The organism is Neptuniibacter sp. CAU 1671 (genome assembly GCF_029222905.1).
Lineage (GTDB): Bacteria > Pseudomonadota > Gammaproteobacteria > Pseudomonadales > Balneatricaceae > Neptuniibacter.
This window is the reverse complement of the sequence record NZ_JARHUE010000003.1, coordinates 364,981-376,739: the sequence shown is the minus strand read 5'-3', so window position 1 is coordinate 376,739 and position 11,759 is coordinate 364,981. Positions and strand designations below refer to the sequence as shown.

General features: G+C 51.1%; 12 protein-coding genes. All 12 read right to left on the bottom strand.

What is annotated here, in order from left to right; translation table 11 throughout:
* Positions 1 to 262: 262 nt before the first annotated feature.
* Entirely contained in the window at positions 263 to 1,114 is an 852-nt protein-coding gene (gene murI, locus P2G53_RS07760) for a glutamate racemase (RefSeq protein WP_275815890.1), read from the bottom strand.
* Positions 1,114 to 2,550, bottom strand: coding sequence for a ribosome biogenesis GTPase Der (gene der / locus P2G53_RS07755; protein WP_275815888.1), 1,437 nt, complete (start codon positions 2,548 to 2,550; stop codon positions 1,114 to 1,116). Before der ends, murI begins: the two co-directional genes overlap by 1 nt.
* A gap of 90 nt (positions 2,551 to 2,640) precedes the next feature.
* Positions 2,641 to 3,789 (bottom strand): outer membrane protein assembly factor BamB, encoded by a 1,149-nt coding sequence (gene bamB, locus P2G53_RS07750; RefSeq protein ID WP_275815886.1) that lies wholly within the window; start codon positions 3,787 to 3,789, stop codon positions 2,641 to 2,643.
* Positions 3,790 to 4,440, bottom strand: a complete 651-nt coding sequence (locus P2G53_RS07745) for a tetratricopeptide repeat protein (RefSeq protein ID WP_275815885.1) — start codon at positions 4,438 to 4,440, stop codon at positions 3,790 to 3,792. It lies immediately after the preceding gene.
* A 37-nt stretch (positions 4,441 to 4,477) separates the two neighbouring features.
* Positions 4,478 to 5,752, bottom strand: coding sequence for a histidine--tRNA ligase (hisS, locus tag P2G53_RS07740; protein ID WP_275815883.1), 1,275 nt, complete (start codon positions 5,750 to 5,752; stop codon positions 4,478 to 4,480).
* Positions 5,753 to 5,776: 24 nt separating this feature from the next.
* Positions 5,777 to 6,760, bottom strand: coding sequence for a RodZ domain-containing protein (locus tag P2G53_RS07735; RefSeq protein WP_275815881.1), 984 nt, complete (start codon positions 6,758 to 6,760; stop codon positions 5,777 to 5,779).
* A complete protein-coding gene (gene pilW, locus P2G53_RS07730; protein ID WP_275815879.1) occupies positions 6,757 to 7,524 on the bottom strand; it encodes a type IV pilus biogenesis/stability protein PilW in 768 nt (255 codons plus the stop codon). The genes P2G53_RS07735 and pilW overlap by 4 nt, the downstream gene beginning before the upstream one ends.
* A 10-nt stretch (positions 7,525 to 7,534) precedes the next feature.
* The gene (rlmN, locus tag P2G53_RS07725; protein ID WP_275815877.1) at positions 7,535 to 8,671 is read right to left on the bottom strand and encodes a 23S rRNA (adenine(2503)-C(2))-methyltransferase RlmN; all 1,137 of its coding nucleotides are present in this window, start codon (positions 8,669 to 8,671) and stop codon (positions 7,535 to 7,537) included.
* A gap of 78 nt (positions 8,672 to 8,749) precedes the next feature.
* Positions 8,750 to 9,157, bottom strand: a complete 408-nt coding sequence (gene ndk / locus P2G53_RS07720) for a nucleoside-diphosphate kinase (protein ID WP_275815875.1) — start codon at positions 9,155 to 9,157, stop codon at positions 8,750 to 8,752.
* A 171-nt stretch (positions 9,158 to 9,328) separates the two neighbouring features.
* Positions 9,329 to 9,529, bottom strand: a complete 201-nt coding sequence (iscX, locus tag P2G53_RS07715; RefSeq protein ID WP_275815873.1) for a Fe-S cluster assembly protein IscX — start codon at positions 9,527 to 9,529, stop codon at positions 9,329 to 9,331.
* A 10-nt stretch (positions 9,530 to 9,539) separates the two neighbouring features.
* Positions 9,540 to 9,878 carry an ISC system 2Fe-2S type ferredoxin gene (gene fdx, locus P2G53_RS07710; RefSeq protein ID WP_275815871.1) on the bottom strand — a complete coding sequence of 113 codons (339 nt, stop codon included), beginning with the start codon at positions 9,876 to 9,878 and terminating at the stop codon, positions 9,540 to 9,542.
* On the bottom strand, positions 9,878 to 11,752 hold the full coding sequence (gene hscA / locus P2G53_RS07705) for a Fe-S protein assembly chaperone HscA (protein ID WP_275815870.1): 1,875 nt from the start codon (positions 11,750 to 11,752) through the stop codon (positions 9,878 to 9,880). The genes fdx and hscA overlap by 1 nt, the downstream gene beginning before the upstream one ends.
* Between the last annotated feature and the right edge of the window lie 7 nt (positions 11,753 to 11,759).

Sequence of the window (11,759 nt, the reverse complement as noted above, 5' to 3'; positions counted from 1 at the left end):
CTTAAATGAATTCACTTGGTTGCTTGTCTTGATAATGCTTTGCACTATCCCAACAAGCGCCCACACGAATTATCTGATCAAGTTGTTAAAGAGCGGGCTTGAACTTCCGTCCAAGCGAGGCGCGTATTATACGGCCTAATCGCAAAGGGTCAACAGCTTTTTTAAGAATTATTTCAGTGCTTTTAAAGCGGGGCTGAAACGAAATCTTTAACCCTGAACTGGCGGGGCATTCTACAGTACCGCCCCTTTCTGTCAACGATTTTTATGACTCTGTTTCAGGTATATGAATATGCTGTATATCCACCACCTGAACACGGGCAGGGTCAATTTTTTCCGAGAAGAAATGACTGGCTACGCGCACAAAACGTTCAGGCCCATCCGTGACCATGAAATTCACTTCAGCACCACAACCCGATTGGTTCATCAGATTTGTTTTTTGCAATAGATCGGACACATAAACCGCGGTCGTTTGTGCAGAGTCAACCAGGCTGACTGCATCACCCATCACTCGGGCTATGCTTTGACGCAGCGCTGGAAAATGCGTACATCCCAGTACCAGCGTATCAATCTGACTGTGCTCCATGCTGAACGGCTCGAGACAACGCGCGACAATTTGATCAACCAGCGGTCCGTCATGCCAACCCTCTTCGGCCAGCGCGACAAACAACGAACACGGCTGAGCAACAACTGATGCATCCGGATTTTGTTTGAGGATTGCTGTTTGGTAAGCCGCGTTATTGACTGTACTCTCAGTTGCAATAACACCTATATGACCGTTGCGTGTTGCCTCGCAGCTGGCTTCCGCGCCAGGCTCAACAACACCGACGATTGGCAGATGTGGGTAGATGGCTCTGAGAGGCTCAATCGCTACAGCCGATGCAGTGTTACAGGCAACGACCAGCATTTTTATCTGCTGCCGAATAAGACAGGCAGCCGCTTGTTCAGCATAGCGGGTCACCGACAGGCTGCTTTTAGTGCCATAAGGAACCCGGGCTGTATCACCCAGGTAGAGCAGATTTTCGTTGGGTAGTTTTTCACGCAGAGCATTGAGGACCGTTAATCCTCCTACTCCGGAATCAAATACGCCGATTGGCCAGTCTGTCTGCAACTGCATTATCGTTTCTTAGTCGCTTTTTTACGCTCTTGTTTTTTCAATGTCCGGACATGTTCTTTGAAACGCTGTTTCTTCGCCAGCTGTCGTCCGGTCAGCTCATTTTTCTTGCCTTCAAACGGGTTCTCACTGGACTTAAATTCAAAGCGAATAGGCGTGCCTTTGATACCCAGCACTTTAGTGAATTTATTTTCCAGGTAACGCTTATACGACGCAGGTAATGCCGCGGTCTGGTTACCATGAATCACGATGATCGGCGGGTTTGATCCACCTTGGTGAGCATATCGCAACTTGATACGTCTGCCGTTGACCATCGGCGGCTGGTGCTCCGCCACGATATCTTCCAGCAAGCGGGTAAGCTTGTTGGTCGGCCATTTTTCCATTGCACAGGTGTAGGCTTCATCCACCGAGTCATACATATTGCCCACACCACTGCCATGTAAGGCAGAAATAAAATGGAAGCGGGCAAAGTCAGCAAATGCCAGCTTGCGCTGAATCTGCTCTTTGACACGGTCCTTTTCTTCACCGTTCATGCCATCCCATTTATTGAGCGCAATCACCAGTGACCGACCAGTATCGATAACAAAACTGAGCATATGCATATCCTGCTCAGTTACACCTTCGCGTGCATCAATCACCACCACAACCACATTGGCATCACGAACAGCCTGCAGGGTTTTCACGATGGAGAATTTTTCGACTGCTTCTTTAATGTTCTTGCGGCGTCGCACACCGGCTGTATCAATCAGCGTGTAGCGTTTTTCTTCGCGTTCATAGGGAATATAAACACTGTCGCGTGTAGTACCCGCCTGGTCAAAAACGACAACACGCTCTTCACCGAGAAGACGGTTAACCAGCGTCGACTTGCCAACATTCGGACGGCCGACAATTGCAATCTTAGTGCCCCGCTCAATCTCTCGCAGGCGCTCGGCATCAAGCTCATCAAAATCCGGCAACTCAGACAGCACATGCTCGAGCAGCAAATTAACCCCACGCCCGTGCGAAGCGGCAATTGGTAATGGCTCACCGATACCAAGCGAATAAAAATCACTTACGGCAACGTCAGGATTAATACCATCGGTTTTATTTACGACCAGATAACAAGGTTTTTCCTGCCTGCGTAAATGATTCGCGATAAGCTCATCACCCGGATTAAGACCCGATCTGCCATCAACCAGGAACAGCACAACATCAGCCTCATCCACAGCCTGCAGTGACTGCTTAGCCATTTCAAAATCGATGCCCTGCTCGTCCCCGGAGATACCCCCGGTATCAATAACGATAAAACCCTGCTCATCCAGCTTGCCTTCACCGTACTTACGATCCCGGGTTAAGCCTGGCAGATCCGCGACCAACGCATCACGTGATCGGGTTAGTTGATTAAACAGAGTCGATTTACCCACATTAGGGCGACCCACAAGAGCAATTACCGGGAGCATGAACGATCCATTCCTGCCTGAGCAGGGCTAAAAACAAAAACGGCGGCTATCCGTCAGCACGGATAGCCGCCCGGATTAATTAGGTGCGAATTATTCCAGAGTCAGGGCCACAAGGCGACCATTATCACTCAGCTGGTATAACACATCATCACGGGCAACAGGGTCAGCACTCAGACCGTAGGAATCAACCCTGTAGCGGGCAACAAAACTACCATCCACCTGAGACATGAAGTGCAGATAACCTTCACTGTCACCTACAGCAATGGTATTACCCAACGCAGCCGGTCCGGTAATTTGGCGGTTCAGCAACTGTGATTGCTGCCAGACACTTGCACTACTGTTGAGATCAAATGCCTGAACGGCATCATCAGACTCACTGACATAAATGTTACCAAAACCGGTGGTCATTGACCGGTAACTGGAAATCTCTTTAGCCCAGAGGGTTTCCGCACGAAACGGGTTAACTGCCACCAGGCGGCCCTGGTAACTGTTTACATAGAGGGTTTTATCAACCAGCAACGGACGGCCATCGATATCAACCATGCGATCCAGTTCGGAACGGCCTTGCGGCAGTGCGACCCGGACCTCCCAAAGCTGAACACCTTTCTTATTATCGATGGCGATGAATTTACCGTTAGCAAAACCGGCAAACGTCACATCAGCAGCGACAATCGGCGCACTGGTACCACGCAGGGTCAATCCGGGAATCTGTGTATCATAGGTCCAGAGCCGTTTACCTGATGCCGCATCAAAGGCAACCAGAGTACCGGTGATTAGCTGAAACACAACCAGGTCCTGATTAAATTGAGCCGGCATCACCGACTCGGTATTCAGCATGGCTCGCCACAGCTCAGCACCATCAGCCGCATTCAGGACAATCACTTCCCCGTTTTCTGCGGATACTGCTACACGCCCAAAACCCGCACCCACACCACCGATAATGGTCTGATTCAGCGACTGCTTCCAGATCAGCGAGCCGTCAGCCCGTTTGTAGGCGAATACGTTACCTTCAATATCGGTGGCATAAACCGCATCCGTATCAATAACCGGCTGCAACTGCTGATATTTACTGCCAAGGCCCTCACCGACATTCGCCGACCAGAGGACTTTGACCTGCTTCTGCGGTTCAAAATCGACCAACGGTGACGGCTTGATCGCATCATCATCGCCACCCCAGAAACCACAGCCAACGAGAGGCAGCATCAAAACCCCGATAAAGAGCAGCTGTAGACGTTTCATTTAGCTGCCCTCACTCGCCAGATCGTTGATCTTCACTTCCAGCAAGCCATCCGGTGCAAGTGCATAGGCGGCTTCATAATCAGCTTTTGCGGCCGCTTTATCACCCATTTTCAGGTGAATGTCGCCCTGCAGCTCATATCGCTCAGCGGCAAAGAGCTCAGCATTTTCAACGCTGCCTAACAGATCAAGGGCAGCTTGTGACTCATTTTGTCCGGCCAGTATACGTGCTTTGCCGATCACAGCCTGCGTCCGCACAGGCGCTGCCGGGTTCTGATCAAGTACCCAATTTAACTGCGTCACCGCCTGCTCAAGGTCATTCTGCTCCACAGCCAAGCGTGCCAACACCAACCCGGCATAGTGTGAATACACTGTGCCATCAAATTCGGCAACAAGCTCACCGGCCAGATGACGTGCTGTTGCCAGTTTTGCCTGATCCTGCTGGGGTCCCAGAGCGCCGGCGACCGCATCCATCATATTTTGATAAGTGATCGAAGCCGCTTCTGCAGTTGCAGCGCGCTGTTTTTGCCAGCCCTGCCAACCCGCAACAATCGCCAAAGCCACCGCGATGGTCAACAAAAGCGATTTACCGTTCTCTTTCCACCACTGTTTCAGTGCCTGAACCTGTTCTTCTTCGGTGCGTAATTCAGCCACCCCGTTTCCCTCTTACCTGTTCTGTTATTCTGTCGTTTTATACGTTCTGTTGATAAGCATCAGCAATCTTAGCCGGCAGCAGATTCCGAGCAATATCAAAGACCGGTTCACTTTGATGCCACAGAGTAGCCGATAATCCTTCGTCTGCCGAGCCTTTTAGCAAGACCACCAAAGGCGCACCAGTCTGCTGTGCTTTCTGACTGATATTTTTCAGTCCACCGCAATGAACCCGGATACGCAGACCGGCAATGGTTGAGCGAAGTTCCTCAGCCAGCAGCATGATTTCATCTTGCAAACCTTTGTTCTCAGCGGCCAGATAAAGATCAAACGGCTGACGCACCTGTTCAGGCACCGAACCCAGTGTTTCAAGCAGCAACACCAAACGCTCGACCCCCATGGCAAACCCTACGGCTGGCGTTGGTTTACCACCCAGCTGTTTTACCAGACCATCATAACGCCCACCGGCACAGACGGTGCCCTGAGCGCCCAACTTATCAGTGACCCACTCAAAAACGGTTTTGCAGTAGTAATCGAGACCGCGAACCAAACGGGGGTTGATCTCATACTTAACGCCCGCCCGATCCAGAATCGCTGTCAATTCTGAAAAATGTGTTTTGGACTCTTCATCCAGGTAATCACTCAACACCGGCGCGTCAGCCAGAATAGACTGCGTTTTTTCATCCTTACTGTCGAGGATACGCAAGGGATTGGACGCCAGACGACGCTGACTGTCTTTATCAAGCTGATCAGTGTATCCAGACAGATACGCAACAAGCGCACCTTTATAGGCAGCCCGGGCTTCATTGCTGCCAAGGGAGTTTAATTGCAGCGTCACCGCATCGAGCAAACCCAGCTGCTTCCAAAGGCGCGCACTGAGTAAAATTACTTCAGCATCGATATCTGCCCCACCCATGCCGAACGTTTCAACGCCGATCTGATGGAACTGGCGGTAGCGCCCTTTCTGCGGCTTTTCATAACGAAACATGGGTCCGCGATACCACAGACGCTGCATCTGGTTAAACAGCAGACCATGCTCCTCTGCAGCCCGCACGCAGCCAGCTGTACCTTCAGGCCGGAGCGTCAGGCTTTCACCATTGCGGTCTTCAAAGGTGTACATCTCTTTTTCAACAATATCGGTGACTTCACCGATGGAGCGCTTAAAAAGACTCGTTTGCTCAACCACCGGCATTCTGATTTCAGAATAACCATAAGCTGAAAGCACGTTCTGTACTGTCTGTTCCAGATACTGCCAGACCGGTGTCTCGGCAGGCAGAATGTCATTCATGCCACGAATGGCTTGTATTTTGGCCAAGTGTCTTACCTTGTACTTCTTAAATTATTGCGCCAGAGGCAGGGTCAACCGAACAACGTTGCTGCTGTTGTAGGGTGCAAGATCAATCACCTCGCCATTGAAACTCAGACGACCCACTGCATCCGCAGCACCCAAAATGATTTTCACTGGTGCATCATGATTCAGACTAAGAATCTGGCCTTTGCGACGAATATCCGCAACCAGCCCTTTGCCAGTAACAGCATCCCGAATGGAGACCCAGCAATCGCCCGTAAATTCAATCGCCAAGCCAGTGTCAGCGGCGAGTGGCGCAGTTGCACCCTCGCTATCAGCGACTGATTCTGGCGCAGAGTCCTCTACTTGCTCTGCCACTGGTGACTGATCAAGCTCACCCTGAAGTGAAGTTAGTTCTTCTTCAGTCAGATAGACTGGCTCCGGTTCGGATGCAGCCATGGGTGTTTCTGTTTCAACCTGCGCGTCCGTTGTTACGTCCTGCTCGTCTATTTTTGGCAGCGCCAATGTGCCGTCATCATTCACTACAGGTGTATCAGTATCGGAAGACGGGATCGGCGCTGGCTCCACCACAGCAGGGTCAGACATGGAAGAGCCGGACTGAGTCTGCCACCACCAGAACGTCAGAACGATGATACCCAGCACAAACATCCAGGTGACCAACTTCATCAGCGGGTCATTGACGTTCGCCTGTTGGCGAATACGGGAGACTGACTTGAGCTGACCCGCCTGAGTCCCGACATTCCCCGGGAAAGACCGATCAAACTCACTGACGATGGCGTTATCATCCAGCTTCAACAAACGTGCATAGGCACGTACATAGCCACGCGCAAACACAATGCTCGGCAAGCCGACCACTGAACTACTTTCCAGTGCGTTGATATATCCGACAGGCAGATTCAATTGGGCAGCCACATGCGACTGGGGCCATTCACGCGCTTCACGCGTAGTTTTCAGTGTTTCACCCCAACAGGCTGTAGCCGACAGGTCCTGTCCCGCTTGTTCTTCACTGCTCAACGGGAAGACTCCTTATATTGTTGATATTCTTCAGAATCGGGATAGAGATTTTTGAGAATCAAAGCATAGGTGGCCGCCCGGCTCGTATTGCCGCGCAACCGCTCCAGCCTGATACCTACCCAAAGACTTTTTGCATAGTGTTCCACCTGACGCTTTTCAACCAGTTCCAGGAAGCGATCGAAATATTTACTGGCTTCAATGGGCTGGCTCTCATCTACCAACAGGTCAGTCAGCTCAACAAGAGAGACAGGACGATTGGGCGTCACCTGCAAAGAACGCTGAAACGCATGCTTGGCGACATCATCACGGTTAAGCAGACGATAACAGCGTCCCAGGTTTTCAAACGCCTGTGAACGGCGATTATAGAATGGATCTTCAGTGGCTCTTGCCAGCTCCTGACAGGCTTCTTCGTAACGCCCGTTGGCAAACAGGAACGCACCGAAGTTGTTGTGCATCATGGCAGAGTCAGGCGCGAGTTTGGTGGCTTTACGGTAGTAACTTTCAGCCAGAGCGGTATCACCTTCTAACTGAAATACCAGTGCCAGGCCATTGTGCGCCTCGGCATAGCCGCTGTTCATATCTATGGCACGCTGGAAGGATTGTTTTGCATTGCCGGTATCGCCTTCCTGCAGGTATTCAAAACCCAGACGAGAATAGACTTCATAGGTTGAGGTATCACTGACTCCAGGCTTTTGTTGCTGAGTACCGCAGCCGACCAGCAAAACAAAACAAACCCCAACGACAAACTGACAAATCCCTCTCACAACGTGTCTCCTATTGCAGCCGGTCTGAATCCCCACGGCCGGCGTCCTGAACCACAGGAATATATTTTTGACTGCGCCGGGTACGATCCGCCACCTGACCGACCAACTGGCCACAGGCTGCATCAATTTCATCGCCCCGGGTGCGACGCACGGTTGTCACAATCCCGCCACGCACCACAATCTCTTTGAAAGCGAGAATAGCGTCTTCTTGCGGCCGTTCATAGCCAGAATTGGGAAATGGGTTAAAGGGGATCAAATTTAGCTTGGATGGCATCTGGCGCAATACTTTAACCAGCTCACGGGCATGTTCAGGTTTATCATTCACACCAGCGATCAGTGTGTATTCGACCGTAATGACACGTTTATCATTCAGGTTAGCCAGATAACGGTTACAGGCCGCGACCAGCTCTTTGATTGGATAACGGCGGTTTATTGGCACCAACTCGTCACGTAAAGCGTCGTTAGGGGCGTGCAGCGAAACCGCCAGAGAAACGTCGGTCACTTCACGCAGTTTATCAATGGCAGGCACCACACCGGCGGTAGAAAGGGTCACACGACGTTTCGACAGGCCGTAGGCATTGTCTTCCATCATCAACTGGACAGCATCTACCACGTTATCGAAGTTCATGAGTGGCTCACCCATGCCCATCAACACTACGTTGGTAACTGCACGTTGCGCAGTGGTATCAAATTTACCGCTGGCCCGAATCGCAATACGCAACTGGCCGATGATTTCAGCCGTGGTCAGGTTGCTGTTAAAACCCTGCTTACCGGTAGAGCAGAAGCTGCAATCCAGTGAACAGCCAACCTGAGAAGAGACACACAGGGTTTTACGTTCACCTTCAGGGATCAGAACCGCTTCTACACTGGAGCCACCCTCAGTTCGGATCACCCATTTCTGGGTACCGTCCTTAGACGTTTTTTCCAGCAACACCTCGGGTTCACGAATCTCAGCAATTTCGCTCAACTTCTCGCGCAACGATTTGCTGATATTGGTCATCTGTTCAAAATCAGTGGCGCCCAACTGGTGAATCCACTTCAGCACCTGCACCGCACGAAAGCGCTTTTCACCAATTTCCTCGAAAAAGGCTTCCAGCTTTACGGGTGTCATCCCCAGCAAATTAACTTTGGATTGTGCTTCAGTCATAACGAAATTCTCAGTTACAGCGCCTAAAACGCAAAACGCCTGTACCTAATACTAGGGCACAGGCGTTGGCGGCAGCAATTACTTGCCGAAGAAGTAAGCGATTTCGCGCTCAGCAGACGCTGCAGAGTCAGAGCCGTGTACCGCATTGGCATCGATAGACTCAGCGAAATCACGACGGATAGTGCCTTCAGCCGCTTCTTTAGGGTTGGTTGCACCCATCAGTTCACGGTTCAGAGCGATGGCATTGTCACCTTCCAGCACCTGAACAACCACAGGGCCTGAAGTCATGAAAGAAACCAGATCACCAAAGAATGGACGCTCTTTGTGTTCAGCGTAGAAGCCTTCAGCTTCAGCCTGGCTCAGCTGTTTCATCTCCATAGAAACGATTTTCAGACCGGCTTTTTCAAAACGAGTTACGATTTCACCGATCACGTTTTTAGCAACAGCATCCGGTTTGATAATAGACAGAGTACGTTCAGTAGCCATGCGTTTAGCTCCCTAAAAAATATAAAAAAGAGGTATCTAAAAACAGACAAACACCTTTAAAGGTGTCTGCTGTATGTTTTTGGATACCACCTCAATGCGGGGCGGATTATACGTTAGTGCGAGCACAGAAAACAGAGGGTGTTTTATGACCACCCTGCTTCAGAAAAACGGTTATTCGCGCTCTTCAATCCAGGCCATCTGGATCCCTTCCAGAATCTTTTCGCCGCAGCGAGCGGGATCATCGTCAAACTCTTCGAGGTCCATCACCATGCTATAAAGATCAGGAAAACTGACCTGCATCGGATCCTGATCCGGAAACTTATCGCACAGTTCAATTGCAATATCGTAAACATCGACCCATTTAAGCGACATAAATAGCCCCTCAGTGACGTTCAGAAACCTGGTTAATGGTATATTTCGGAATCTCCACCACCAGATCTGTATCAGCAACGACCGCCTGACAGCTCAGGCGTGACTCCGGCTCCAGCCCCCAGGCTTTATCCAGCATATCGTCTTCCAGCTCATCAGATGGCTCAAGGGAATCAAACCCTTCCCGCACAATGACATGACAGGTCGTGCATGCGCAGGATTTTTCACAGGCATGTTCAATATCTATACCATTCGCCAATGCCGCATCACACACAGTGATACCTGCATCCACTTCAATGACCTTACCTTCCGGACAGAGTTCTTCGTTAGGTAAAAAGATGATCTGTGGCATTACTGATTCCCCTCAATTTCATCCACGGTATGACCGCGCAATGCCTTTTGTATACTTTGATCCATTCGGCGTCCGGCAAACTCATCAGACGCACGCGCCAGCGCCTGAATACCTGCCTCAATCGCCACACTGTCAGCACTTTGCATCAGCTGGTCCAGTTTATCCATTTCCGCTTGCAATACCTGACGCTCTTCCACCGACAGCAAAGCACCATCCACATTCAGGGCGTCGGTCAGTGATGTCAGCAAACGATCCGCTTCAACCTGCTGTTCACGCAGCGCGCGTGCTTCTTTGTCGTGCTGAGCATTGACGTAGGACTGCTGCAGCATGGTGGCGATTTGATTATCATCCAGCCCGTAGGACGGTTTTATCTGGACCGAACTTTCAACGCCCGATACCAGTTCTTTGGCGGTGACACCCAATAAACCGTCGGCGTCTACCTGGAAAGTGACTCGAATTTTAGCCGCGCCGGCATTCATTGGAGGAATTCCACGTAACACAAAACGCGCCAGAGAACGGCAGTCATCCACCAGTTCACGCTCGCCTTGCAGCACATGGATCATCATGGCTGTCTGGCCATCCTGGTAGGTGGTAAATTCCTGCGCCTTGGCCACCGGGATAGGCGTATTACGGTGGATAACCTTTTCCACCAGACCACCCATGGTTTCAAGACCAAGCGACAGCGGAATGACATCCAGCAACAACATCTCACTGTCCGGTTTATTACCGGCAAGTACATCCGCCTGCAAAGCAGCGCCGATGGCGACCACTTTATCCGGATCGATATCCACATGCGGCTGACGTGCAAACAGTTTTTCGACTTCTGCGCGAACCAGCGGTACACGGGTGGAACCACCTACCATGACTACTTCGGCCACTTCCTCGGCGGTAACACCCGCATCTTTAAGGGTACGTTTACAGGCGCGCAATGTTCTGCGCACCAGTGGCTCAATCAGTTGGTCGAACTGCTCACGGGTAACACTCAGCTGGCAGCGCTGTTCACCAACGCTAAAATCAAGTTCAACCTCTGACAAACTGCTCAGACACTCTTTGGCATATTTCGCCTGCTCAGTCAGAATGCGGGCAGTCGATGCGCTCAGATCTTTTAATTCAAGCTGTTCAACCAGCCACTGCCCAAGCGCATAATCCAGATCGTCACCACCCAGCGCACTGTCACCGCCGGTTGCAAGCACTTCAAAAACGCCCTTATGCAACCGCAGGATAGAAATATCAAACGTGCCGCCACCCAGGTCATAAACAGCAATAACACCTTCGGCGCCCTGATCCAGTCCATAAGCAACAGCCGCGGCAGTTGGCTCATTCAGCAGACGCAGCACCTTTAAACCCGCCAGCCGTGCAGCATCCTTGGTTGCCTGACGCTGCGCATCATCAAAATAGGCAGGTACGGTAATAACTGCACCGGTCAATTCACCACCCAGGGCAGCTTCTGCACGCTGCGCCAGAGTGGAAAGAATATCTGCAGAGACCTGCACCGGACTCTTCTGACCCGCCGCAGTTTCAATAAAAGGCATCCCATCTGCATCACCACTAAATCGGTAGGAGCCCTCTTCACTCAGAGACTTGAGATCAGCAACTCCACGCCCCATAAGTCGTTTTACGGAAATAATGGTGTTGAACGGATCCTCGGAAGCATGCTGCATTGCCTCATATCCCACCTGGTGATTACCACAAGGCATGTAACGGACAACGGAAGGCAGAAGGTGATGATCGTTCAGGTCTGGCAGGGTAACCGGGTCACCACTGCGCACCGATGCCACCAGAGAGTTGGTGGTACCCAGATCGATACCTACCGCGAGTTTGTGTTGGTGCGGAGCTTCACTCTGCCCCGGTTCAGCAATCTGTAACAGCGCCATAATTCAG

Coding starts and splice junctions, on each gene's coding strand:
- murI (WP_275815890.1), bottom strand. CDS start 1,114: ATGCAGTTGCAGACAGACTGGCCAATCGGCGTATTTGATTCCGGAGTA.
- der (WP_275815888.1), bottom strand. CDS start 2,550: ATGCTCCCGGTAATTGCTCTTGTGGGTCGCCCTAATGTGGGTAAATCG.
- bamB (WP_275815886.1), bottom strand. CDS start 3,789: ATGAAACGTCTACAGCTGCTCTTTATCGGGGTTTTGATGCTGCCTCTC.
- rlmN (WP_275815877.1), bottom strand. CDS start 8,671: ATGACTGAAGCACAATCCAAAGTTAATTTGCTGGGGATGACACCCGTA.
- ndk (WP_275815875.1), bottom strand. CDS start 9,157: ATGGCTACTGAACGTACTCTGTCTATTATCAAACCGGATGCTGTTGCT.
- iscX (WP_275815873.1), bottom strand. CDS start 9,529: ATGTCGCTTAAATGGGTCGATGTTTACGATATTGCAATTGAACTGTGC.
- fdx (WP_275815871.1), bottom strand. CDS start 9,878: ATGCCACAGATCATCTTTTTACCTAACGAAGAACTCTGTCCGGAAGGT.
- hscA (WP_275815870.1), bottom strand. CDS start 11,752: ATGGCGCTGTTACAGATTGCTGAACCGGGGCAGAGTGAAGCTCCGCAC.